The following is a 22,922-nucleotide window of genomic DNA, read 5'->3' as shown; positions in this document are numbered from 1 at the left end:
TTTGCCATTTATGAGCCCGATTCTGACCGGGCTCATCGGCATTAGTCATTACAGCTTTTATAGCCTATTTAAACTAAGGCGTAAACGTTGCAACGCCTAATTCATCTTCTTTTCGTGTTTTATCCATCATTGCAGCAGGCGATACTGCGACGCGTAAGTCCATTTCACTCTCAGTACGAACCAGCTCACCACGTAATGAGTTGGTAAATACATCCGTAATTTTCACATCAACAAACTGGCCGATCAGTTCTGCTGTTCCTTCAAAGTTAACCACGCGGTTGTTCTCTGTACGAGCTCTTAGCTCCATCAGGTTTTTCTTGGAAGGGCCTTCAACAAGTACACGTTGCTCAGTATCAAGCATTTGGCGAGAATAGCGCATAGCCTGGCTGTTCACCTGTTGCTGTAGTTGATATAAACGCTCTTTTTTCTGCTGTTCAGTTAAATCACAAGGATAGTCTGCCGCAGGAGTGCCGGGACGTGGAGAGAAAATAAAACTAAAGCTCATATCAAAATCGACATCTTTGATAAGCTTCATGGTATCTTGGAAATCTTGATCAGATTCACCAGGGAAAGCAACAATAAAGTCCGAGCTAATTTGAATGTCGGGACGCGCTTTACGTAGCTTACGAATAATCGACTTATACTCAATAGCAGTATGAGGACGTTTCATCATGGTCAGAATGCGGTCGGATCCACTTTGCACCGGAAGGTGCAAGAAGCTAACAAGTTCTGGTGTGTCTTCGTACACCGCGACGATATCGTCAGTAAACTCTAACGGATGGCTGGTAGTAAAACGTAGTCTATCGATACCATCAATGGATGCAACGAGTCGAAGAAGATCTGCAAAGGAACAGATCTCACCATCATGAGTCGGACCACGATAAGCATTTACGTTTTGACCAAGTAAGTTAACTTCGCGTACTCCTTGCTCTGCCAACTGAGCTACTTCATAAAGCACATCGTCCATAGGACGGCTGACTTCTTCACCACGAGTATATGGTACTACGCAGTAAGTACAGTATTTAGAGCAACCTTCCATTATGGATACAAATGCGGTTGCGCCTTCTGCTCTTGGCTCTGGAAGGTTGTCAAATTTCTCTATTTCAGGAAATGAGATATCCATTACCGGAGCATCGTCACTGAGTGATGCTTTGATCATTTCTGGTAAACGGTGCAAGGTTTGAGGACCAAAAATCACATCAACAAAAGGAGCGCGTTGACGGATATGATCACCTTCTTGTGTGGCAACACAGCCGCCAACACCAATCACAACCCCTTCTTTTTTGTCTTTAAGGGTTTTCCAGCGACCGAGTTGATGAAAGACCTTTTCCTGTGCTTTTTCGCGGATCGAACAGGTATTAAGTAAGAGAATATCAGCCTCGTTAGGATCTTCTGTCAGCTCGTAGCCGTTGGCGGCATTAAGCAGATCCGCCATTTTAGATGAATCGTATTCGTTCATCTGGCAACCCCAAGTTTTAATTAGCAGTTTCTTACTCATTTTAAAGTTCGCTCATCATTAGTTCTTTAGTATATATTTCGGGCCAGCGATAAACTGGCAAGCCGCGTATTGTACTGCTTTAAAAACCGCCTGACCAGAGCTGGGATTAATGATTTAAAAAACCACTATTAAGATAGCAAGTATGATGATAGCTATTTGCCTGCCTCTTTGAGTAGAATGGTAGCAGTAGATTTAAAAGAGATAGAGTTATGCAGAAAGAAACGTTTGATATTGTTGTTATTGGTGGAGGAATGGTTGGTGCCGCAACGGCCGTTGGGTTGGCTCAGCAGGGCAAGAGAGTTGCTCTAGTTGAAGGTATCACCCCGCAGCCCTTTTCCGCTGATCAAGCAATGGATATCAGAGTGTCTGCTATTTCAATGGCTTCAGTGCAGTTGCTAGAATCATTAGGGGCTTGGGGTCATATCAAACAAATGCGTACTTGCCCGTATAGACGACTGGAAACATGGGAGTCACCGCAGTGTCGTACTCGATTTAGTGCGGATTCGCTCAATATGGAACAACTTGGTTTTATTGTAGAAAATCGACTGATTCAACTTGGTCTTTGGCAGCAGTTTGCTCAGTATGATAATTTGCACTGTTATTGTCCTGACTCGCTGTTATCTATTGAGTTTGGTGAAGATACGCATCGATTAGTGCTGGAATCTGGGCAAGAGTTACAGACGCATTTAGTTATCGGTGCTGATGGCGCTAATTCTAACGTTCGCACTAGTGCAGGAATAGGAATTACGGCTTGGGATTATCGTCAAGACTGCATGCTAGTGAATATAGAGACAGATAAGCCTCAGCAAGATATTACTTGGCAATGGTTTACACCTTCTGGGCCACGTTCGTTTTTACCTCTCACGGGACAGCAAGGCTCACTGGTATGGTATGACAAGCCGCAACGTATCCGACAGCTTGTCGCAATGAGTAATGAGGCACTACGCGATGAAATAATTGCCCATTTCCCTGAGGAGTTGGGCGATATTAAAGTGTTACAGTCAGGATCGTTTCCATTGACTAGACGACATGCGCAACAGTATCAAAAGAATCGTTGTGTGTTGGTTGGTGATTCAGCTCATACGATAAACCCATTAGCTGGTCAGGGAGTTAATTTAGGGTTTAAAGACGTTAGTGCCTTACTAGATGTATTAAAAGAGCGAGAGTGGTATTTAGAGAGTAATTTAGCTAAATATGAAAGAAGGCGTCGAACAGACAATCTGTTGATGCAATCTGGCATGGATTTCTTTTACAAAACATTCAGCAATAATATTGTCCCTGTTAAATTTGCTAGAAATGCGGTGCTTAAGTTTGCTGAGCATGCAGGTCCCATCAAAGCGCAGATCTTAAAATATGCTATTGGCCTTAGCTAATAGCCATTAAAACTGAATCAGACAAAAACAACAAAGCCCACTTAAAAAGTGGGCTTTGAAATAATGGTGCGGAAGGAGAGACTTGAACTCTCACACCTTGCGGCGCCAGAACCTAAATCTGGTGCGTCTACCAATTCCGCCACTTCCGCATCTGTTCTGTAGCTAAAAAGAGGATTGGTTACTCTTGATAACGTTGTCATGGTTGTAGTACAACCAATTCAATTATATGGCTGGGCTACCTGGATTCGAACCAGGGAATGCCGGCATCAAAAGCCGGTGCCTTACCGCTTGGCGATAGCCCAACAAATATGGTGCGGAAGGAGAGACTTGAACTCTCACACCTTGCGGCGCCAGAACCTAAATCTGGTGCGTCTACCAATTCCGCCACTTCCGCATCTGTTCTGTAGTCATCATCAATAATTGGAGAATCAATGAGACGTTGTAATTATGGCTGGGCTACCTGCTAGATTTTGGAACAAGAGAGAATCAGGGAATGCCTGCATCAAATGTTTTTCTAGCTGTATCACAACCACTTTTTATTATGGCTGGGCTACCTGGATTCGAACCAGGGAATGCCGGCATCAAAAGCCGGTGCCTTACCGCTTGGCGATAGCCCAACAAAATATGGTGCGGAAGGAGAGACTTGAACTCTCACACCTTGCGGCGCCAGAACCTAAATCTGGTGCGTCTACCAATTCCGCCACTTCCGCATCTGTTCTGTAGTTAAAAAGAGGATTGGTTACTCTTGATAACGTTGTCATGGTTGTAGTACAACCAATTCAATTATATGGCTGGGCTACCTGCTAGATTTTAGAACAAGAGAGAACCAGGGAATGCCGGCATCAAATGTTTTTCTAGCTGTATCACAACCACTTTTTATTATGGCTGGGCTACCTGGATTCGAACCAGGGAATGCCGGCATCAAAAGCCGGTGCCTTACCGCTTGGCGATAGCCCAACAAATATGGTGCGGAAGGAGAGACTTGAACTCTCACACCTTGCGGCGCCAGAACCTAAATCTGGTGCGTCTACCAATTCCGCCACTTCCGCATATTTCCTAAAGACTTTCGAGAAAGTGCTTAGGAAATGGTGGCTACTGCGGGATTTGAACCTGCGACCCCATCATTATGAGTGATGTGCTCTAACCAACTGAGCTAAGTAGCCAATCTGTCAAAGTATGGTGCGGAAGGAGAGACTTGAACTCTCACACCTTGCGGCGCCAGAACCTAAATCTGGTGCGTCTACCAATTCCGCCACTTCCGCATACTTTGTTATTCCTAGATATAATTTGAGATGGTGCGGAAGGAGAGACTTGAACTCTCACACCTTGCGGCGCCAGAACCTAAATCTGGTGCGTCTACCAATTCCGCCACTTCCGCGTCTCAATATCTATATCATCAACAGTTAATCGGTAAAAACTATTGAATGAATTGTGGTGGCTACTGCGGGATTTGAACCTGCGACCCCATCATTATGAGTGATGTGCTCTAACCAACTGAGCTAAGTAGCCATTAAAACTGAGCGAGACAATATAATACAATCTCATCTGCAATAATAGTGTTAATCACACTATTATCTAACTATGTTTGAGTTAATGTAACTTGAACATAGAAAATATGATTGGGTTACCTGCTAGATTCTAGAACAAGAGAGAACCAGGGAATGCCGGCATCAAATGTTTTTTCTAGCTGTATCACAACCACTTTTTATTATGGCTGGGCTACCTGGATTCGAACCAGGGAATGCCGGCATCAAAAGCCGGTGCCTTACCGCTTGGCGATAGCCCAACAAAATATGGTGCGGAAGGAGAGACTTGAACTCTCACACCTTGCGGCGCCAGAACCTAAATCTGGTGCGTCTACCAATTCCGCCACTTCCGCATCTGTTCTGTAGTTAAAAAGAGGATTGGTTACTCTTGATAACGTTGTCATGGTTGTAGTACAACCAATTCAATTATATGGCTGGGCTACCTGGATTCGAACCAGGGAATGCCGGCATCAAAAGCCGGTGCCTTACCGCTTGGCGATAGCCCAACAAATATGGTGCGGAAGGAGAGACTTGAACTCTCACACCTTGCGGCGCCAGAACCTAAATCTGGTGCGTCTACCAATTCCGCCACTTCCGCATATTTCCTAAAGACTTTCGAAAAAGTGCTTAGGAAATGGTGGCTACTGCGGGATTTGAACCTGCGACCCCATCATTATGAGTGATGTGCTCTAACCAACTGAGCTAAGTAGCCATTTTATCTGTTTTGCTCTTGTTTCTAAGTTGTCTCCCAGAGACAAGAACGGAGCGCATTATGCTTATCTGTAGGAAAACCGTCAATAGTTTTTTTGAATAAATCGCCTTGAATTGACTGTTCGAGGTTTTTTTAAACAAAGCGGGCTGTTTTTACCCAAAAAGTGATAACAATTATCAAACAATAAACAAAAAAACCAGCAAATAAATGCTGGTTCAATTTTTAGCAATTGGTCTATTTAGACATTGAAGCGGAAGTGAACAACGTCGCCATCTTTAACGATATAATCCTTCCCCTCTAGGCGCCAGCGGCCTGCTTCTTTTGCTCCGCTTTCTCCGTTATATTGGATAAAGTCATCGTAGCCAACAACTTCTGCACGAATGAAGCCTTTTTCAAAGTCAGTGTGGATCTTTCCTGCGGATTGAGGTGCAGTTGCGCCGATTGGAATAGTCCATGCGCGTACTTCTTTAACCCCAGCAGTAAAGTACGTCTGTAGAGTAAGCAGTTCATAACCAGAACGAATAACTCGGTTTAACCCCGGCTCTTCAATGCCCATGTCTTCAAGGAACTCTGCTCGATCTTCATCGTCGAGTTCTGACAGTTCTGACTCAATGGCTGCACATACAGGAACAACAACGTTGTTCTCTTTTTCTGCATATTCGCGTACTTGGTCTAAATATGGGTTATTTTCAAATCCATCTTCATTGACGTTAGCAATGTACATGGTAGGTTTTAGCGTTAAGAAGTTAAGGTAACCAATTGCCGCTAGTTCTTCTTTCGCTAAGGCCACTGTTCTTGCCATACCACCTTCGGTGAGAACTGGCAGTAGTTTTTCTAAAACAGTGATCTCAAATTTAGCGTCTTTATCTCCGCCTTTGGCTTTTTTAGCCTGGCGTTGAATGGCTCTTTCACAAGAGTCGAGATCCGCTAGAGCTAACTCTAAATTGATGATTTCTATGTCTTCTAAAGGAGAAATTTTACCTGCAACATGAATAATGTTTTCATTCTCAAAGCAGCGTACAACATGACCGATGGCATCGGTTTCGCGAATGTTAGCCAAGAATTTGTTACCTAAACCTTCCCCTTTTGACGCACCAGCAACTAAGCCTGCAATATCTACAAACTCCATGGTTGTAGGTAGTATGCGCTGTGGGTTAACTATTTTAGCTAATGCATCCAGTCGTAGATCTGGTACAGGAACAATACCTGTATTTGGCTCGATGGTACAAAAAGGGAAGTTTGCTGCTTCAATGCCAGCTTTTGTCAGTGCATTGAACAGTGTTGATTTACCTACGTTTGGTAAGCCAACGATGCCACATTTAAAACCCATGATATAAACCTTATTCTGCTTTGAACGTATGTAAGCGATTCTGAGCCTTGTTTAGGCCATCTTTTAATAAGATGTCGAGGCTGCGTACGGACTCATCCACTACCGCCTCAATGCATTCCTGCTCTTTGGCAGGTGCTTTACCTAATACAAAGCCTGACACTTTGTCTTTATGCCCCGGATGACCAATGCCAATCCGTAAGCGGTAGAAATCTTTATTATTGCCTAGTTTACTAATGGTATCGCGTAAACCGTTATGTCCGCCATGGCCGCCACCTTTTTTAAATTTACCAACGCCAGGAGGAAGATCGAGTTCATCATGTGCGACCATGATCTCTTCTGGTTTTATTTGATAAAATTTAGCAAGCGCAGCTACTGATTTACCTGATAGGTTCATAAAAGTAGTGGGGATTAACAAACGAAGATCCTGTCCATTGGCCGTGATTCTTCCGGTGTATCCAAAAAACTTACTTTCGTTTTTTAAAATAACGTTATGAACTCTTGCCAATTCTTCAACGACCCATGCTCCGGCATTATGTCGGGTTTTAGCATATTCAGGGCCAGGGTTAGCTAGTCCTACGAGTAGTTTTATCTCTTGACTCACGGTTTAGATCTCTCATGCAATAACAAAAAGCGCGATATGATAGCACAGGGAAGTAGAAAGATGCGATATCACTTTATCTTGCGCTGAGGCTAAATAATAAAAAACGCTCCACTAGCGTGAAGCGTTTTTTTTAAACTGTCTAACAGCTAAGTTCCTTAACTAGTGAAGAGCCAGATTAGGCCTTATTTACCAGTTAACCTCGAACTTAGTTAAACATCGCTGAGATAGATTCTTCGTTACTGATACGACGAATCGCTTCTGCCAGCATACTAGATAAAGTCAGTTGAGTTACTTTTCCTGTTGCTGCCATCTCTTCAGTTAGTTTAATAGAGTCAGTGATGATTACTTGATCTAACACTGAGCTGCCAATGTTTTTAGCTGCATTTCCAGAGAAAACGGCGTGCGTTGCGTATGCGTATACGCGTTTTGCACCGCGTTGTTTCAGTGCTTCCGCTGCTTTACACAAAGTACCGCCAGTATCGATCATGTCGTCAACGATAACGCAATCTCTGCCTTCCACTTCTCCGATCAAGTTCATCACTTCTGAAACGTTGGCGCGAGGACGACGTTTATCTACGATAGCGATATCTACATTGCCAAGGGCTTTTGCTGTTGCACGTGCACGCACAACGCCACCTAGGTCTGGAGAAACTACAACAGGATCTTCTAGTCCACGAGCAATCATATCTTCAAGAAGAACTGGTGTACCAAAGATGTTATCTACTGGCACATCGAAGAAGCCTTGAATTTGCTCTGCGTGCAGGTCAATGGTTAGTACGCGGTCAACGCCTACGTTAGAAAGGAAGTCTGCAACAACCTTTGCAGTAATAGGCACACGAGCAGAACGTACACGACGATCTTGGCGAGCGTAGCCAAAATATGGAATAACAGCAGTAATACGGCCCGCAGAAGCGCGGCGCATTGCGTCTATCATAACCACCAATTCCATTAAGTTGTCATTGGTTGGTGCACAAGTAGATTGGATAATGAATACATCACTACCACGAACATTTTCATTGATCTGTACTGCGACTTCTCCATCAGAGAAACGGTCGACAGTAGCATCACCAAGGGAAATATAGAGACGATCAGCAATACGTTGGGCTAGTTCAGGTGTAGCGTTACCAGCAAATAGCTTCATATCAGGCACGGTGGAAACCTCAGGGTTGCGTCCAGTTTTAAGTCGGTTGGGTATTAGCTAACTTATAGTTAGCCAGTGTCTCATGTAAGGGCGATATATTTCGTCCTTGGGCAATAAAGGCCGAGACATTGTCAGGAAGTTTATTTAATACTTGTTCAGCTTCATAGTGGTTGTCGAATTCTGCAAAAACACATGAACCTGTACCAGTCAATCTTGACGGCGCGTATTGTAGCAGCCATGAAAGTTGCTGATCAACCTCTGGATACAGCATTCGCACTATTTTTTCGCAATCGTTTACGTATTGTGTGCTTAATAACGTTGATACTGGCCGTTTGGGCGTATCTCTCGTTAGATCTGGATGATTAAAAATGTCAGCTGTGGATATACTGACATTTGGACGAACAACTAGGTAAACTTTTTCTTCTACTTGAACGGGTTGAAGTTTTTCACCGACACCTTCTGCGAAGGCGGCAAAACCTTGAACGAATACAGGCACATCTGCGCCGAGCTTTAGTCCTAGTTGCGCCAGTTCTTCCTTAGGTAAATTAATGCCCCACAAGACATTTAATGCAACAAGTGCGGTTGCGGCATTCGATGAACCTCCACCAATGCCGCCCCCCATTGGAAGCCGCTTATCTAGGTAGATGTTTGCTCCCAAGTTCGATGATGATGAATGTTGTTGCAGCGATTTCGCCGCTTGCCAGATCAGGTTCTGCTGTTCTGGTAATCCCTCTATTTTTGGCTCAATGCGAATATGGCCGGTCTTGTTTGTTTCAATAGTGAGAGTGTCACCATAATCAATAAACTGAAATAGAGTTTGTAGGTCATGGTAGCCGTTTTCTCGTTGTCCTGTGATGTAAAGAAACAGGTTCAGTTTCGCTGGAGATGGCCACACTGTCTTGTTGTTCATTGGCCAAGCTTCCAGTTTGAGACAACGATATTCAGTACGTTGTCTGCGTCTCTCAGAGTCATTTTATTAGGGAGTGGTGTGCTGCCAATGTCTTGGTAACGAGAGTAACTCATGCGCCATTTTTTGCCATCAATCGTCTTACGCAGAGAACTTAATGTGTGGTTCTCGTCCAGTGCGTAGCTGTCTGCCTGAGTCGGTAAGCCTTTAATCCAATCTTGCATCTGCTCTACTGGAAACATAATGTGAGTGAGTTGATAGAATAGACGGTTAGCGCTGCTGTCTTGATAAACTTGATTGTCTGAGGTGACAATTTTAGCACCCTGATCATCTATGGTTAGCGTTAACATGGTTTTACCGAGCACATTAATCAGCCGGAGTTTGCTCAACTCAGCGGTGTGTTTCCAGTTAAAGCTAACGCTTAATCGATCTTTTGGTGAGCGAAAGCCGATTTTCCCTGACGCTTCAAATTGTTCGATTGCGGTTAGGCGTGCTTGATGCGATTGCCATTCAACGGTGGTTTTTGATTGCTCTGGCAATGTTTCACAACCTGTCACAAGCAAAATAGACAAAACTAAAAAGATAAACTTATTGAAATTTTTCATTTTGATGGTTTTATGTTCGTTTTTTAGTGATTAACAAGGTTTTTATTACAACTTTAGGGGTAACTATATCATCGAAATCACGAAGTCAGTAAAACAAATAGCTCCAACCCTTTTAATACAAGAGCCCATAAAGTAAAATTCTGTTTTTGATTTATTTTCTAACCTGAGAATTCATATTTAATGTCTTTGCTTGCTATTGGTATCAATCACAATACAGCGTCGGTTGAGTTGCGAGAAAAGGTTGCTTTTTCCCCTGACAAAGTGACAGAGGCTCATCAGCAACTAAAATCTAGTGCATACGTTAACAGCGGGGTGATTATATCTACCTGCAATCGAACGGAAATTTATTGTGATTTAAAAAACTCTGCCAATAAAAGCAAAGTTATTGAATGGTTGACTGACTTTCATCAGGTTAAGTCCGAAGAGTTAAAACCGAGTCTCTATATCTATGAAGAGCAAGCGGCCATAAAACATTTAATGCGAGTCTCTTGTGGCTTGGATTCATTGGTGCTGGGCGAACCACAGATACTCGGTCAAGTTAAGCAATCATATGCGTCGGCTAGAGAAGATATGTCGGTTGATGCAACGATTGAAAAACTCTTTCAAAAAACATTCTCTGTCGCTAAACGAGTACGTACTGAAACAGATATTGGCGGAAATGCCGTTTCTGTTGCGTATGCTGCTTGTACATTGGCGAAGCATATTTTTGAATCTATTGCGAACTCAACGGTGTTGCTCGTTGGGGCAGGTGAGACGATAGAGTTGGTGGCGAAGCATTTAGCTGACAATGGTTGCAGTAAAATCATTGTGGCTAACCGTACTCGCGAAAGAGCGATGGGGTTAGCTGAGCAGTTTGGTGCTGAAGTTATTAGCTTGCAAGAGATTCCAGACCACTTGTATCGAGCCGATATCGTAATTAGTTCTACCGCAAGTCCTTTGCCTATAATTGGCAAAGGTATGGTTGAAACTGCGATTCGCAAGCGAAAGAGACAGCCGATTCTTATTGTTGATATTGCAGTACCTAGAGATGTAGAGCAGCAAGTAGGTGACCTTAATGACATCTATTTGTATACTGTCGACGATCTGCAGTCTATTGTGAACCAAAATATCGAACAGCGAAAAGTGGAAGCGATCCAAGCCGAAGCGATTGTATCTGAAGAAAGTGCCGTCTTTATGACTTGGCTTCGTTCTTTACAAGCTGTTGATAGCATTCGAGAATATCGCAATTCAGCAAATGTCATACGTGAAGAGTTAATGGCAAAAAGCATTCAGTCACTTGCTTCTGGTGGTGATCCTGAAAAAATATTGCTGGAGTTAAGCAACAAACTGACAAATCGATTGATCCATGCTCCGACACGCGCACTACAAAGTGCCGCTGAGCAAGGTGAACCAGAAAAACTCTCTGTAATAAGGCAGAGTCTAGGTCTTGACGACCTCCAACAGAATTAAAGAAGACTATGAAATCATCCATTCTTACCAAGCTTGAAACCCTCGTAGAGCGTTATGAGGAAGTTCAGCATCTTCTTGGTGATCCCGGTATTATCGGTGACCAAGACAAATTTCGTGCACTCTCAAAAGAATATTCTCAATTAGAAGAAGTGACAAAATGCTTCCAAGCTTATCAGCAAGCTCAGGATGATCTTATCGCTGCGCAAGAGATGGCGAAAGAAGACGATCAAGAGATGCGTGAAATGGCTCAGGAGGAGATTAAGGATGCCAAGGCTTTAATCGAAAAACTGGCTGATGAATTGCAGATACTGTTGATTCCTAAAGACCCGAATGATGAGCGAAACTGTTTCCTTGAAATCCGTGCTGGTGCTGGTGGCGATGAAGCTGGCATTTTTGCTGGCGATCTGTTCCGCATGTATAGCAAGTTTGCCGAGAAGATGGGTTGGAGAGTGGAAGTGATGAGCTCCAATATTTCTGAGCAGGGTGGCTATAAAGAGATGATAGCTAAAGTGTCTGGAGATGGTGCGTATGGCGTACTTAAATTTGAGTCAGGTGGGCACCGTGTTCAACGTGTTCCTGCTACTGAATCTCAAGGCCGAGTTCATACCTCAGCATGTACTGTTGCGGTTATGGCTGAAATTCCAGAAGCTGAGTTACCACAAATTAAAACCGCAGATTTAAAAATCGATACCTTCCGGGCATCAGGTGCCGGTGGTCAGCACGTTAACACCACTGATTCTGCGATACGAATTACTCACTTACCAACGGGAACCGTTGTTGAGTGTCAGGATGAACGTTCACAGCACAAAAACAAAGCGAAAGCGATGTCTGTTCTTGCTGCGCGTATTATTCAGGTTGAAGAGGCTCGTCGAGCTGCTGAAGTGTCAGATACACGTCGTAACCTACTAGGAACGGGTGATCGAAGTGATCGTATCCGCACCTATAATTACCCTCAGGGCCGTGTTTCTGATCACCGTATTACCTTAACGCTATATCGTTTAGCGGAAATAATGGAAGGTGATCTACAAAGCTTGGTTGATCCTGTGCTACAGGAGCATCAGGCCGATCAGCTCGCAGCATTGTCAGAACAGTATTAATTGGATGTCTGACAGCACGACCATAGAAGCAACACTAAAAGCTGCCATTATCTCTTTGCAACAGAGCGGCAGTGAATCGCCATCATTGGATAGTGCGGTGTTGCTTTGCCACGTTTTAAAGAAACCACGAAGTTATCTACTCACTTGGCCGGATAAAGAGCTGGAACCTCAGCAGCAGCATGAGTTTAGTCATTTACTCAACCGACGCTCACTCGGTGAACCTGTAGCGTATATCACCGGGGAGAGAGAGTTCTGGTCGTTACCGCTTAAAGTCTCGCCTTCTACTCTAATTCCTAGACCAGATACGGAACGCTTGGTGGAACTGGCGTTAGATAAAGCAGTTTCTGGGCAACAAGATATTTTGGATCTGGGTACTGGTACCGGTGCGATAGCATTAGCCTTGGCGTCTGAACTGCCGGATAGCCGTGTTATTGGGGTGGACTTACGTGACGAAGCGGTTCAACTAGCAATAGAAAATGCGAACAATTTGGCGATAAAAAATGCTGAGTTTTTGCAGGGGAGCTGGGTTGAACCTTTAGATAAGCAAAAAAATGGAACAAAGTTTGCTTTGATTGTCTCTAATCCTCCCTATATTGAGAAAAATGATCCACATCTTGCGCAAGGTGATGTTCGGTTTGAACCGTTATCAGCGCTAGTGGCGGAAGAGAAAGGGCTTGCGGACATAAAGCATATCGCCAATTGCGCCCGTCAGTATCTTGATAGTGCGGGTTGGTTGCTGTTTGAGCATGGGTTCGAACAAGGAGAGGCTGTTCGTCTTATTATGCAAGATCTTGGCTATACTAGTGTGTTGACTGAGAAAGATTATGCTGGAAATGATAGAGTGACCCTCGGTCAATATTTCCATTAAAAAATTTATCGTTTAAAGAGAGAATACCGTGTATTTGGCACTAAAAAACATCCATCTATTATCCATCGCGTTGAGTGCGATCTTATTATCTGTTCGTTTTGCATTAGTGATGGCGAATTCTCAGTTAATAGACAAGAAATTTATTAAAATTGCCCCACATGTGGTTGATACTGTTCTATTGTTAACCGGTATTGGTTTGATTATTTCACTTGGCTTTATACCTTTTACTGCTGGAACGGAATGGTTCACCCAAAAAGTAACCTGTATTTTGGCGTATTTCGCATTAGGCTTTTTTGCCTTAAAAATGGCGAAGAATAAATTATTAAGAATTTTCGCTTTTTTTGGTGCATTAGGTTGGTTGGTTATGGCGGCAAACATCGCGATGACTAAAACATCTTCTTTAATGGGATAAAACATGTTTGATCTGTTTGACGAAGACTTGGATCAGCTAGAGTTGGTGGAAGGCGCCATTGCCTTAAACCATGCAGTTAATCCTGAAACAGAAGTGATTTGGGTTGAAAAAGAGTTAGATAAGCTGTTTCGTGAGGCGGAACTGCTGTTAGTTAATGAAACCGATGAAAAGCAGAAATTTGAATCGTTTCTAAGAATCTTTTACCACCATTGGCAGTTCCAAGGTGACAGTGAAGCGTACTTCTCATCTGAAAATGCCTTTATAGATAAAGTATTGCAACGCAAAAAAGGCATCCCAGTTAGCCTTGGTGCGCTGTTGCTCTATTTTGGTCGGAAGCTAGGGTTTCCCTTGGAAGGAATTACCTTCCCAACGCAATTTATCGTTAAAGTCACTTGGTTTGATGAACGACCACAATATATCAACCCTTATAACGGTGAATATGTTGCTGAGCACATTTTGCGTGCGTGGCTTATTGGGCATGAAGGGCCACTTGCGGAACTGAAATCTGAGCATTTAGAATCCGCGGATCACCCAACAGTGATAGGTCGCTGGTTAGCGATTTTAAAAAGTGCGCTGCTAAGGGAAGAGCGTTATACCCTAGCATTGAAATGTACTGATTTGGCATTATCTTTTGTTCCTGATGATCCGTATGAGATTCGCGATAGAGGTTTTATCTATCAACAACTGGAATGCCATCAGATTGCAAAAAATGATTATCAATTTTTTATCGATCAATGTCCGGAAGACCCAGCGGCAGAACTGCTAAAAAGCCAGTTAAATGCCTTGGATGAAAACTCCGTAACTATTCATTAAAAGTAGAGAACTACAATGGAACAAAAAATCGTCCATGTTGGTGATATTCCTGTTGCCAATGACAAACCTTTCACTCTTTTTGCCGGTATGAATGTACTAGAGTCACGCGATTTAGCAATGCAGATTTGCGAGCACTATGTGAAGGTTACTGAAAAACTGGGTATTCCTTATGTATTCAAAGCGTCATTTGATAAGGCCAATCGTAGTTCAGTACACTCATATCGCGGCCCTGGCTTAGAAGAGGGCATGAAAATTTTTCAAGAGCTGAAAGATACATTTGGTGTAAAAATTATCACAGATGTCCATACAGAAGCTCAGGCACAACCTGTTGCTGATGTTGTTGATGTTATACAGCTCCCGGCGTTTTTAGCGCGTCAAACTGATTTAGTTGAAGCAATGGCTAAAACAGGCGCGGTGATTAATGTTAAGAAACCTCAGTTTATGAGCCCTGGCCAAGTGGGCAATATTGTTGAAAAGTTTGCTGAGTGCGGTAACGAGAAAATCATTCTGTGTGAACGTGGTTCATGTCTTGGTTATGATAACCTTGTGGTTGATATGCTTGGTTTTGGCGTCATGAAGAAAGAGTCAAACGGTAGCCCAATTATTTTTGATGTCACGCACTCGCTACAGATGCGTGATCCTTCGGGCGCGGCTTCCGGTGGTCGAAGAGAACAAACTGTTGAGTTGGCTAAAGCCGGACTTGCGACAGGCATTGCAGGGCTATTTATTGAAGCTCACCCCGATCCTGAAAAAGCTAGGTGTGATGGTCCGTCGGCTTTACCTTTAGATAAATTAGAGCCTTTCTTGGCACAAATGAAAGCACTGGATGATCTGATTAAAGGTATGGAACCGATAGAAATTAAATAAGAGTTCTGTCAAATTTTTAAGCCAGCTAATTAGCTGGCTTTTTTGTGACTGTTTATACTCAAGCTTATGTTTGTTGATATCAAAAGTCATTGTGTTGCAGTCTTTGCAATGGTTGTTGAATGTTCTGCATAAATATCGACATCATAGGAAACCGTTTGCCTGTGATTCGCTTTGGTTTTGTGTGCAATGTTCATTTACTCTTGCAATATTTATGTAATATAAAGGTGATCAATATTTAATAATGATGAAATCACAATGGATGATTTCTTTATTTATTTTAAACTAGGTCATATTTTCTGCTGAATTCGACAATAGTAGAAAGCATAAGAAGTGGGAATCCCCTCGAATAATTAAGAAAGGTAATTCAAGATGAAGCAACGCCTATTACTAAAAACAGCGGTAAGTACTGCAATTCTAGCGACACTAGCTGGTTGTGCGACAAGTCCTGCATGGGAGCAAGACCAAACTTACAAGCTAACCGTTCTACATACTAATGATAACCATGGTCGTTTCTGGTCTAATAAATACGGCGAATACGGTATGGCTGCACGTAAAACGCTGATCGATCAAATTCGTTCAGAAGTGGCAGCAGAAGGTGGTAGTGTACTTCTTTTATCTGGTGGTGATATTAACACTGGTGTACCTGAGTCTGATCTGCAAGACGCAGAACCTGACTTTAAAGGTATGAGCAAACTTGGTTATGATGCTATGGCACTAGGTAACCACGAATTTGACAACCCGTTATCAGTACTAGAAAAACAGATCGATTGGGCTAACTTCCCAGTTCTATCTGCAAATATCTATGACAAAGAGACGGGTAAGCGTAAGTACCAAGCTTATGAAATGATCAATAAGCAAGGCATTAAGATTGCCATTATTGGTTTAACAACTGAAGACACAATGAAAATTGGTAACCCTGAGTTTATCAGTGGTCTAGAGTTCCGTGATCCTAAAGTTGAAGCGAAAAAACTGATTGCTGAAATTGAGAAAAATGAAAAACCTGATCTGATCTTCGCTGTTACTCACATGGGGCACTACGAAAATGGTAACCGCGGCGTGAACGCTCCTGGCGATGTAGCATTAGCTCGTTACCTAGACGAAGGTTCTCTTGACATGATTGTGGGTGGACACTCACAAGAGCCTGTATGTATGGAAGGCCCTAATGTCATGAACAAGAACTTCAAGCCAGGTGCTGAGTGTAAGCCAGATATCCAAAATGGTACATGGATTGTTCAGGCTCATGAGTGGGGTAAATACGTAGGTCGTGCGGACTATGAATTCCGTAACGGTGAGCTAGAAATGGTGAGCTATGACCTAATCCCTGTAAACCTTAAGAAGAAAATCAAGGTTGATGGTAAGAAGAAACGTGTTCTTATCCAAGATGAAATTGCACAAGATGCTGAACTATTAGCATTCCTTCAGCCTTACCAAGAAAAAGGTAAAGCTCAACTAGAAGTTAAAGTAGCAGAAACCAATGGTAAGCTTGTTGGTGAGCGTAACATCGTTCGATTTAAGCAAACTAACCTAGGTCGCTTAATTGCTACGGCTCATATGGACCGTACTAATGCTGACTTTGCTGTAATGAACTCTGGTGGTGTACGTGCATCAATCGATGCAGGTGATGTAACGTATAAAGACGTTCTAACTGTACAGCCGTTTGCTAACATCATTACAACTAATGACATGAAAGGTAGCGACGTTCTTGATTACCTGAATGTTGTGGCGACAAAACCTGTAGATTCAGGTGCATATGCACAATTTGCTGGTATTTCAATGACTGTTGCTAACGGTAAAGTAAGCAATGTTATGATTGGTGGTAAGCCTCTAGATATGGATAAAACATATCGTTTCACAGTACCAAGCTTTAACGCTGCTGGTGGTGACGGATATCCAAAACTTACTGCTAACCCTGGTCATGTAAACACTGGCTTTGTAGATGCAGAAGTGCTTAAAGCATACCTTGAGAAAAACAGTCCAATTGATGTAAGCAAGTTCGAACCTAAAGGTGAGATGGTTTACAAGTAAGCTTGACGCTAACGGACAAATAATTGAAGATACAACGGCGCTATTTAGCGCCGTTTTTTTATCTATAATTGAGTTAGCCTAGTGATTACGATATGACTCCAGCAATAAACTTAGCAAAAAAAAGAAAAGTGGCTCATACCATACATCAGTATAAGCATGATCCGAACGAGCACAGTTTTGGTCTAGAGGCTGTGAGCGCCTTAGGACATGATCCGGACAAAGTATTTAAGACGTTACTCTTTTGCATTAATGGTGAAGCCAAGAATTTAGCTGTAGCGATCATTCCGGTAATGAAAAAGTTGAATTTAAAGCAGGCAGCAAAAGCGGTTAATGGAAAAAAGGCGGACATGGCGGATGCAGATATTGCGCAAAAAACTACCGGTTATGTTGTCGGAGGCATAAGCCCATTAGGACAAAAAAAGTCACTGCCTACATACATTGATGACTCTGCCCGTAATCTAGAGACCATTTGCGTCTCTGCTGGTCGCAGAGGTCTAGAGATTGAGTTGTCTCCCGATGACCTTGCTCTGTTGTCGAGAGCAACGTTTTTCCCGCTTACTTAAGTTTAGTTCGGACTAACAAAGTCAGAGTCGCAAGTATTTTCCAGTAGTAAGAGATATTCCGCGCATGATTGGAGTGGTTTGCTGATTTGTTGCGGCTAGGCGATGGCAGCTTGGTCGATAATGATTCTTAAATAAAAGAGAAATCGAACTCACTGTTTGCTTAAAATGAGTTCGATATTGAGTGGTTCAAAGTAAGAAGCTATTTTTTTAAAGAGAGTGTGCCAGAGACTCTTTTGGTCGGTTTTTTATCCGTTGAATATGAACTGCTTTTTGCACGCCTTTTACTTGGTGAGTGTCGGAACTCATCGGCATCTCTGCCTTTAAATGTACGATGTTTTTGGTTTCTACGCGCGGTGGAGCTTTGATTCTCTTCCCGACTATCAAATAGCTTTGCGTCTGTTGCGCGTCTAATTTTTTTGCCTTTGGTATCCAGTTGAGATGCTTCTTCAGTTTTACTTGAGTCGGATATCATGCGGTTGATTTCAGCGACTTCTGCATCGGTTAAATAGCGCCATTTACCATTAGGAATACCGTCAATAGAGATATTCATAATTCGTACTCTACGTAGCTTGAACACTTCATAGCCTAACGCTTCACACATGCGACGAATTTGACGGTTTAAACCTTGAGTCAGCACAATTCGAAATGAGAACTTGGTCTCTTTAGACACTTTACAAGGTAAAGTGACGGTATCAAGTATTTCTACACCAGAGGCCATTTTCTCAATGAATTGGGCAGTAATAGGCTTATCTACACGTACGACATACTCTTTTTCATGGTTGTTACCAGCACGTAGTATCTTGTTGACAATGTCCCCATCGTTGGTCAGAAATATCAAACCATCAGAAGGTTTATCTAAGCGGCCAATAGGGAAGATACGCTTATGATGTCCGATAAAATCAACGATGTTACCTGCAATGTCTCTTTCTGTAGTACAGGTAATTCCGGTCGGTTTATTAAGGGCAATATAGATGAGTTTTTCTTTTGCTTTTACCGGCTTGCCATCGATTTGTACGTCGTCACCGGGCATTACTTTAGTACCCATTTCAGGAATTGAATCATTGATAGTGACGCGGCCTTGCTCAATAAGGCGGTCGGCTTCTCTGCGGGAACAAAATCCAGTTTCACTAATGTACTTGTTTAGGCGTTTGCCTTGCGGTTCTTGTGACATACAATATTCTCTTTGGCGTTTCACAACGATAAAAAAAGCAACTGAGGGCAGTTGCTGTCATTTAAAGTGGGGAGTTTAACATTAATTTTTGTCACCCCATACGTTTTTGATGCCTTTCTCTATTTTCGGCTTTTTTGTCGGGGCTTTTTCTTAGTAAGACATAGACCGCACCACTTCCTCCGTGAAACTGTTGAGCGCTATGGACACACATAACATCATTGATCTGCTCTAACCAGCTTGCGAGGTAACTTTTCATCATTGCAGGAGGATTTGAGCGCTCCCCTTTACCATGAATGATGATTACAGTACGGATATCCATTCGCAAGCACTGTTTTAAGAACTTGACCACCTCATCTCTGGCATCTTTAAGGGTTTTTCGGTGTAAGTCCAATCGAGCTTGGATAGGGTATTTGCCTAACCTTAGTTTCTTGAATACGCCTTCTTGTACGCCATCACGTTTAAAAGCAATGATGTCATCGGGTTTTAGCATTACTGCATAATCTAAGGAGAGATAGTCTGGATTATTTTCGCTAAGCCAGATAGCAGACTCTCGTCTGGCAAGATGAGCGTCGGTGACTTGGTGTTGTTTTTTAAGTTCAGCAGTGTCTTGCTTAATTTGTTTAACGTCTCCCATCATCTGCTGGAAGAGGTCAAGTTCATCATCATGAGACATAAGGGCATCTCAGTTGGGTATTCCATACAGAGAGTATACTCATGTAAGGTTAAGATGCCAGTAGATGAAGAATTAGATTATTTTAGCTAAGAGAAATAACAGGCAAAGAAAAACCGGAACAAATATTAATTTGCTCCGGTGCAATAGTTCTAATTGCTAATGATCTAGTGAGGAGATTTGTCACTCATTACTTTATATATGAAGTAGCTACCGAAAAATAACATTAAGCCTACTGTAATAAATATCACGATCATCGAAGACAAACCTACAGCGTTGCCAAATAAAAGTTCTAGCCAAAAATCCATAGTTGCTCCTAATAAAGTACTGATGACAAAAACTAATTTAATTAGTGTAAAGCATTCATGTCCTGATCTAGATCAATTGTGGAAAAATAGTTACATGAATGTTTCTGTTGTTGCGTTTTTGCTCACACTTTATACTGGGCTGCTGATGTTTTAAGCAAACAGACTGGATTGTAAAAAAAGCGTACAAAATGCCTTGCGTCTTGTTCAATAATCCGTATTATACGCTCCGTTCTCGGTGAATAGCGCAGCTTGGCAGCGCATCCTGATTTTTGGAGTAGCGGACTAGAGGGTGACCCTCTGGCAGTATTTCAAATAGAACAACATATTCGGTGAATAGCGCAGCTTGGTAGCGCATCTGGTTTGGGACCAGAGGGTCGGGGGTTCGAATCCCTCTTCACCGACCATATTTAAAAAGCCTCAGCAGAAATGTTGGGGCTTTTTGCTGTTTGTCGTAATAAGAATTGTCGATATGCATCAGCTTCACTGACAGAGCAGAGTTATAGGGTCGGGGCTTCGGCTATTGCTTGAGTTCGGCTCTTCACCGATCATATTTAAAAAGCCTCAACAGAAATGTTGGGGCTTTTTGCTGTTTGTCGTAATAAGAATTATCCATAAGCATCAGCTTCAGTGACAGAGCAGAGTTATAGGGTCGGGGGTTCGGCTAATCCTTGAATTCAGCTCTTCACCGAGCATATTTAAAAAGCCTCAGCAGAAATGTTGGGGCTTTTTGCTGCTTGTCGTAATAAGAATTATCCATAAGCATCAGCTTCAGTGACAGAGCAGAGTTATAGGGTCGGGGGTTCGGCTATTCCTTGAACTCAGCTCTTCATCGATCATATTTAAAAAGCCTCAACAGAAATGTTGGGGCTTTTTGTGTTTTAGCGCTCAGGAAGATGTTTAGCTTTTTAGTGCATTTAAAATCAAACTATCTCTGTTCCGTTTGTATATGGTTTGGTATTTCATGATAGCCTTATACGGTTAACGCAACAGAGTGTATATAAATGAAAATAGCAATTATTGGACTTGGTGATATTGCACAAAAAGCTTATCTACCGGTTATAACTCAGCTTGAAGGCGTTGAGCTGGTTTTTTGTACTCGGAATAGTGACACGTTAGCTCGTTTGTCGAACAAGTACCGAGTTAAAGAGTGCTGTACGGATTATAAATTACTGCCTCAGTTTAATATTGATGCTGTGATGATTCATGCCGCTACGTCGGCTCATCCTGAAATTGCTCGCTATTTTTTACATCAGGGAATCGCTACTTTTGTAGATAAGCCACTGGCGAATAGTGCTGCCTTGTGTGAAGAGCTTTATGAACTAGCGGAAATAAAGTCGCAGCCTCTGTATGTTGGCTTTAACCGTCGTCATATTCCACTGTATAACCAGCATATGATTGGGGTACAGAGAGGTAACTGTGCTGAACTGAGCTCACTCCGCTGGGAGAAGAATCGTTTTAATCAAGTTGGAGAGATTAAGGACTTTATATTTGACGATTTTATTCACCCTTTAGATAGCGTTAATATTTATGGTAAGAGTGACATCTCTGATGCTTATATTACCCATCAAATGCAGGGTGATAAATTGGCAAGAGTTGATATTCAGTGGCAACAAAACAACCAATTGTTACATGCATCGATGAATAGGCAGCATGGAATCACCAATGAAATAGTCAGCGCCAATATCGCAGGAGAGTCATATCAATTTGATTCTTTTTCTCAAGGCTTTCGCTGGCGTGAAAATGAACAAGTTAGATTGAGCCTTAAGGATTGGACCCCAATGCTTGCTAGTAAAGGATTTGATGCGATGATTGCTGATTGGTTAGCGGTGGTTAGTTCAGGTAAATTAGACAGCGATGTTGTTTGCCGAAACATCGCGTCCCATCAGCTTGCTGATAGCCTATATCAAAAGCTGGTTAGTCATTGCTCGAAATAATTTAGGCGTCTCAGCACAACCCTGTTACCCATCTAGTAATGTTGTGCTGAGTTCTTGCTACTTTTTACTATTTAACATCAATCTATCTTCTTTGTCGTTCCGCATTACCGTTAAGCTATATGTTGATGTGACTTTCTGAGTAAATGCTTTACGGGCAGGTGATTTGTTGCGATTGTGATTGTTGGCTAACTTTAAATCCTTTTTGTGACAGCAGCGACAATAAGTTCTGCTGTCCGACTAAATGCAGTGCACCGACAACAACTAAATAGCGTCCATCTGGTAAAAACGAAATAGAGTTAAGTTTATTAGCCCAGTCTTGGTTTCGTTGATAGATGAATTGTTCTGTAATCAGATTTTCTATTTCGCTTTCACTGCCTATTTGTATCATCATACTCTTATCACCAGCTAACCATGCTTTAGGTAGACATCGACTTATCTGTTGATGCTGTTGCCAGTTATCTATGGTATCTGTTAGCAGTAACTTGCTGACCTGAGGGTTTTTGCTGAACAGATCCATCTGAAACTCTAAGCTTTCTAAGCCAGTGATGGGAATGTTTTTTTGTATGGCGAGATCGGTAATGACTCTGTCTATGCCCAAATCTTGTTGCAAACCAAGTCGCTTAAATAGTGACACCTGTAGCGTCAACGCTGTCTGCCATGCCGGAGCAGTTAGGAAAGCACCTTCTGGATATCCCAGTTCTTGATTGATTATTGCAAGTTGCTGTTGCTGCTCTTTGTTCAAACTATCTTGAGTGAGTAGTGGAGGGGTTGTAGCTGCCCAACTGTAATTGTCATCCGATATATCGATTTCGGTGACGAGTCCGTCGCTATCCTCTAAATAGTGAAAGATGGCTTCTGGTAGCGGATGCATATCAGGCGTGCCCATGTGAATGGATCCTAGTATTAAATACTGCTTATGCCCTTTTTGAGCATGCCAAAAAAGAGGCTCAGACAGAACTGACTGGCTGAGCGTTATCAATGTCAACATTATGAAGGTTTGCAGTTTATTACTCATGGCGACTGTTGCTGGTCAATGGTGGTATCAGCATATC

The 22,922-nt window shown here is 42.5% G+C and carries 20 protein-coding genes and 17 tRNA genes; 11 read left to right on the top strand and 26 right to left on the bottom strand.

Annotation, left to right across the window (positions count from 1 at the left end):
• Positions 1–73: 73 nt before the first annotated feature.
• The gene (gene miaB, locus CHJ_RS10960) at positions 74–1,498 is read right to left on the bottom strand and encodes a tRNA (N6-isopentenyl adenosine(37)-C2)-methylthiotransferase MiaB (protein WP_171751448.1); all 1,425 of its coding nucleotides are present in this window, start codon (positions 1,496–1,498) and stop codon (positions 74–76) included.
• 209 nt (positions 1,499–1,707) lie between these two features.
• Between miaB and CHJ_RS10955 the strand changes: the two genes are divergently transcribed.
• Positions 1,708–2,871: a 2-octaprenyl-3-methyl-6-methoxy-1,4-benzoquinol hydroxylase gene (locus CHJ_RS10955; RefSeq protein WP_317917670.1), complete on the top strand. Its 1,164-nt coding sequence runs from the start codon at positions 1,708–1,710 to the stop codon at positions 2,869–2,871.
• 64 nt (positions 2,872–2,935) lie between these two features.
• Here CHJ_RS10955 and CHJ_RS10950 read toward each other — a convergent pair.
• The 21 genes from CHJ_RS10950 to lolB all read right to left on the bottom strand — a co-directional run bounded on the left by CHJ_RS10950 (position 2,936) and on the right by lolB (position 9,693).
• A tRNA-Leu gene (locus CHJ_RS10950) sits at positions 2,936–3,020 on the bottom strand.
• Between the two features lie 78 nt (positions 3,021–3,098).
• Positions 3,099–3,173 (bottom strand) — tRNA-Gln (locus tag CHJ_RS10945).
• Between the two features lie 7 nt (positions 3,174–3,180).
• Positions 3,181–3,265: transfer RNA gene (locus tag CHJ_RS10940), tRNA-Leu, on the bottom strand.
• A gap of 148 nt (positions 3,266–3,413) precedes the next feature.
• Positions 3,414–3,488, bottom strand: a tRNA-Gln gene (locus CHJ_RS10935).
• A gap of 8 nt (positions 3,489–3,496) precedes the next feature.
• Positions 3,497–3,581, bottom strand: a tRNA-Leu gene (locus CHJ_RS10930).
• Positions 3,582–3,753: 172 nt separating this feature from the next.
• Positions 3,754–3,828, bottom strand: a tRNA-Gln gene (locus CHJ_RS10925).
• A gap of 7 nt (positions 3,829–3,835) precedes the next feature.
• Positions 3,836–3,920: transfer RNA gene (locus CHJ_RS10920), tRNA-Leu, on the bottom strand.
• 37 nt (positions 3,921–3,957) lie between these two features.
• Positions 3,958–4,034, bottom strand: a tRNA-Met gene (locus CHJ_RS10915).
• A 14-nt stretch (positions 4,035–4,048) separates the two neighbouring features.
• Positions 4,049–4,133: transfer RNA gene (locus tag CHJ_RS10910), tRNA-Leu, on the bottom strand.
• A 31-nt stretch (positions 4,134–4,164) separates the two neighbouring features.
• A tRNA-Leu gene (locus CHJ_RS10905) sits at positions 4,165–4,249 on the bottom strand.
• Between the two features lie 54 nt (positions 4,250–4,303).
• A tRNA-Met gene (locus CHJ_RS10900) sits at positions 4,304–4,380 on the bottom strand.
• A gap of 202 nt (positions 4,381–4,582) precedes the next feature.
• Positions 4,583–4,657: transfer RNA gene (locus tag CHJ_RS10895), tRNA-Gln, on the bottom strand.
• A gap of 8 nt (positions 4,658–4,665) precedes the next feature.
• Positions 4,666–4,750 (bottom strand) — tRNA-Leu (locus CHJ_RS10890).
• Positions 4,751–4,828: 78 nt separating this feature from the next.
• Positions 4,829–4,903, bottom strand: a tRNA-Gln gene (locus CHJ_RS10885).
• A 7-nt stretch (positions 4,904–4,910) separates the two neighbouring features.
• A tRNA-Leu gene (locus tag CHJ_RS10880) sits at positions 4,911–4,995 on the bottom strand.
• A gap of 37 nt (positions 4,996–5,032) precedes the next feature.
• Positions 5,033–5,109, bottom strand: a tRNA-Met gene (locus tag CHJ_RS10875).
• Between the two features lie 238 nt (positions 5,110–5,347).
• Positions 5,348–6,439 (bottom strand): redox-regulated ATPase YchF, encoded by a 1,092-nt coding sequence (ychF, locus tag CHJ_RS10870; protein WP_171754651.1) that lies wholly within the window; start codon positions 6,437–6,439, stop codon positions 5,348–5,350.
• Between the two features lie 10 nt (positions 6,440–6,449).
• Positions 6,450–7,040: an aminoacyl-tRNA hydrolase gene (gene pth, locus CHJ_RS10865; RefSeq protein WP_171754652.1), complete on the bottom strand. Its 591-nt coding sequence runs from the start codon at positions 7,038–7,040 to the stop codon at positions 6,450–6,452.
• Positions 7,041–7,245: 205 nt separating this feature from the next.
• The gene (locus CHJ_RS10860; protein WP_171754653.1) at positions 7,246–8,190 is read right to left on the bottom strand and encodes a ribose-phosphate pyrophosphokinase; all 945 of its coding nucleotides are present in this window, start codon (positions 8,188–8,190) and stop codon (positions 7,246–7,248) included.
• Between the two features lie 28 nt (positions 8,191–8,218).
• Positions 8,219–9,091, bottom strand: a complete 873-nt coding sequence (gene ispE, locus CHJ_RS10855) for a 4-(cytidine 5'-diphospho)-2-C-methyl-D-erythritol kinase (RefSeq protein WP_411861546.1) — start codon at positions 9,089–9,091, stop codon at positions 8,219–8,221.
• Positions 9,088–9,693, bottom strand: coding sequence for a lipoprotein insertase outer membrane protein LolB (lolB, locus tag CHJ_RS10850; RefSeq protein ID WP_317917669.1), 606 nt, complete (start codon positions 9,691–9,693; stop codon positions 9,088–9,090). The genes ispE and lolB overlap by 4 nt, the downstream gene beginning before the upstream one ends.
• Positions 9,694–9,873: 180 nt before the next feature.
• Between lolB and hemA the strand changes: the two genes are divergently transcribed.
• The 8 genes from hemA to ybaK all read left to right on the top strand — a co-directional run bounded on the left by hemA (position 9,874) and on the right by ybaK (position 17,787).
• Positions 9,874–11,142 carry a glutamyl-tRNA reductase gene (gene hemA, locus CHJ_RS10845; protein WP_171754656.1) on the top strand — a complete coding sequence of 423 codons (1,269 nt, stop codon included), beginning with the start codon at positions 9,874–9,876 and terminating at the stop codon, positions 11,140–11,142.
• Positions 11,143–11,150: 8 nt separating this feature from the next.
• Positions 11,151–12,239, top strand: a complete 1,089-nt coding sequence (gene prfA / locus CHJ_RS10840; protein WP_171754657.1) for a peptide chain release factor 1 — start codon at positions 11,151–11,153, stop codon at positions 12,237–12,239.
• Between the two features lie 4 nt (positions 12,240–12,243).
• Positions 12,244–13,107, top strand: a complete 864-nt coding sequence (gene prmC / locus CHJ_RS10835; protein ID WP_317917668.1) for a peptide chain release factor N(5)-glutamine methyltransferase — start codon at positions 12,244–12,246, stop codon at positions 13,105–13,107.
• A 28-nt stretch (positions 13,108–13,135) separates the two neighbouring features.
• Positions 13,136–13,519, top strand: a complete 384-nt coding sequence (locus CHJ_RS10830) for a SirB2 family protein (RefSeq protein ID WP_171754659.1) — start codon at positions 13,136–13,138, stop codon at positions 13,517–13,519.
• Positions 13,520–13,522: 3 nt separating this feature from the next.
• Positions 13,523–14,332 (top strand): SirB1 family protein, encoded by an 810-nt coding sequence (locus CHJ_RS10825; RefSeq protein ID WP_171754660.1) that lies wholly within the window; start codon positions 13,523–13,525, stop codon positions 14,330–14,332.
• 15 nt (positions 14,333–14,347) lie between these two features.
• Positions 14,348–15,199 (top strand): 3-deoxy-8-phosphooctulonate synthase, encoded by an 852-nt coding sequence (gene kdsA / locus CHJ_RS10820; protein WP_317917667.1) that lies wholly within the window; start codon positions 14,348–14,350, stop codon positions 15,197–15,199.
• Between the two features lie 369 nt (positions 15,200–15,568).
• The gene (gene ushA / locus CHJ_RS10815) at positions 15,569–17,224 is read left to right on the top strand and encodes a bifunctional UDP-sugar hydrolase/5'-nucleotidase UshA (protein WP_171754662.1); all 1,656 of its coding nucleotides are present in this window, start codon (positions 15,569–15,571) and stop codon (positions 17,222–17,224) included.
• Positions 17,225–17,316: 92 nt separating this feature from the next.
• Positions 17,317–17,787: a Cys-tRNA(Pro) deacylase gene (gene ybaK / locus CHJ_RS10810; RefSeq protein WP_171754663.1), complete on the top strand. Its 471-nt coding sequence runs from the start codon at positions 17,317–17,319 to the stop codon at positions 17,785–17,787.
• Positions 17,788–17,986: 199 nt separating this feature from the next.
• Here the strand turns inward: ybaK and rluF are convergent, their stop codons facing one another.
• The 3 genes from rluF to CHJ_RS10795 form a co-directional block, all read right to left on the bottom strand.
• Positions 17,987–18,958, bottom strand: coding sequence for a 23S rRNA pseudouridine(2604) synthase RluF (gene rluF, locus CHJ_RS10805; RefSeq protein WP_171754664.1), 972 nt, complete (start codon positions 18,956–18,958; stop codon positions 17,987–17,989).
• Between the two features lie 91 nt (positions 18,959–19,049).
• The gene (gene smrA / locus CHJ_RS10800) at positions 19,050–19,631 is read right to left on the bottom strand and encodes a DNA endonuclease SmrA (protein WP_317917666.1); all 582 of its coding nucleotides are present in this window, start codon (positions 19,629–19,631) and stop codon (positions 19,050–19,052) included.
• A gap of 164 nt (positions 19,632–19,795) precedes the next feature.
• A complete protein-coding gene (locus CHJ_RS10795; protein ID WP_171754666.1) occupies positions 19,796–19,936 on the bottom strand; it encodes a DUF3149 domain-containing protein in 141 nt (46 codons plus the stop codon).
• Between the two features lie 327 nt (positions 19,937–20,263).
• On the opposite strand from CHJ_RS10795, the gene CHJ_RS10790 reads away from it, so the two are divergent.
• Positions 20,264–20,340: transfer RNA gene (locus CHJ_RS10790), tRNA-Pro, on the top strand.
• A gap of 597 nt (positions 20,341–20,937) precedes the next feature.
• Positions 20,938–21,870: a Gfo/Idh/MocA family protein gene (locus CHJ_RS10785; protein ID WP_317917665.1), complete on the top strand. Its 933-nt coding sequence runs from the start codon at positions 20,938–20,940 to the stop codon at positions 21,868–21,870.
• Between the two features lie 148 nt (positions 21,871–22,018).
• Here CHJ_RS10785 and CHJ_RS10780 read toward each other — a convergent pair whose 3' ends face one another.
• A complete protein-coding gene (locus CHJ_RS10780) occupies positions 22,019–22,885 on the bottom strand; it encodes a TraB/GumN family protein (protein ID WP_317917664.1) in 867 nt (288 codons plus the stop codon).
• Positions 22,886–22,922: the final 37 nt, after the last annotated feature.

This window comes from Vibrio sp. MACH09 (assembly GCF_033238805.1).
Lineage (GTDB): Bacteria > Pseudomonadota > Gammaproteobacteria > Enterobacterales > Vibrionaceae > Vibrio.
Note: the sequence above shows the minus strand (reverse complement) of the source record. Positions and strands in the feature narration are given on the sequence as shown.

What these genes read in the sequence shown, in the direction of transcription:
- CHJ_RS10780 (WP_317917664.1), bottom strand. Translation starts at nt 22,885, where the DNA reads ATGAGTAATAAACTGCAAACCTTCATAATGTTGACATTGATAACGCTC.
- ybaK (WP_171754663.1), top strand. Translation starts at nt 17,317, where the DNA reads ATGACTCCAGCAATAAACTTAGCAAAAAAAAGAAAAGTGGCTCATACC.
- CHJ_RS10825 (WP_171754660.1), top strand. Translation starts at nt 13,523, where the DNA reads ATGTTTGATCTGTTTGACGAAGACTTGGATCAGCTAGAGTTGGTGGAA.
- CHJ_RS10955 (WP_317917670.1), top strand. Translation starts at nt 1,708, where the DNA reads ATGCAGAAAGAAACGTTTGATATTGTTGTTATTGGTGGAGGAATGGTT.
- ychF (WP_171754651.1), bottom strand. Translation starts at nt 6,439, where the DNA reads ATGGGTTTTAAATGTGGCATCGTTGGCTTACCAAACGTAGGTAAATCA.
- ispE (WP_411861546.1), bottom strand. Translation starts at nt 9,091, where the DNA reads ATGAACAACAAGACAGTGTGGCCATCTCCAGCGAAACTGAACCTGTTT.
- CHJ_RS10785 (WP_317917665.1), top strand. Translation starts at nt 20,938, where the DNA reads ATGAAAATAGCAATTATTGGACTTGGTGATATTGCACAAAAAGCTTAT.
- lolB (WP_317917669.1), bottom strand. Translation starts at nt 9,693, where the DNA reads ATGAAAAATTTCAATAAGTTTATCTTTTTAGTTTTGTCTATTTTGCTT.
- kdsA (WP_317917667.1), top strand. Translation starts at nt 14,348, where the DNA reads ATGGAACAAAAAATCGTCCATGTTGGTGATATTCCTGTTGCCAATGAC.
- prfA (WP_171754657.1), top strand. Translation starts at nt 11,151, where the DNA reads ATGAAATCATCCATTCTTACCAAGCTTGAAACCCTCGTAGAGCGTTAT.
- rluF (WP_171754664.1), bottom strand. Translation starts at nt 18,958, where the DNA reads ATGTCACAAGAACCGCAAGGCAAACGCCTAAACAAGTACATTAGTGAA.
- prmC (WP_317917668.1), top strand. Translation starts at nt 12,244, where the DNA reads ATGTCTGACAGCACGACCATAGAAGCAACACTAAAAGCTGCCATTATC.
- miaB (WP_171751448.1), bottom strand. Translation starts at nt 1,498, where the DNA reads ATGAGTAAGAAACTGCTAATTAAAACTTGGGGTTGCCAGATGAACGAA.
- hemA (WP_171754656.1), top strand. Translation starts at nt 9,874, where the DNA reads ATGTCTTTGCTTGCTATTGGTATCAATCACAATACAGCGTCGGTTGAG.
- smrA (WP_317917666.1), bottom strand. Translation starts at nt 19,631, where the DNA reads ATGTCTCATGATGATGAACTTGACCTCTTCCAGCAGATGATGGGAGAC.
- CHJ_RS10795 (WP_171754666.1), bottom strand. Translation starts at nt 19,936, where the DNA reads ATGGATTTTTGGCTAGAACTTTTATTTGGCAACGCTGTAGGTTTGTCT.
- ushA (WP_171754662.1), top strand. Translation starts at nt 15,569, where the DNA reads ATGAAGCAACGCCTATTACTAAAAACAGCGGTAAGTACTGCAATTCTA.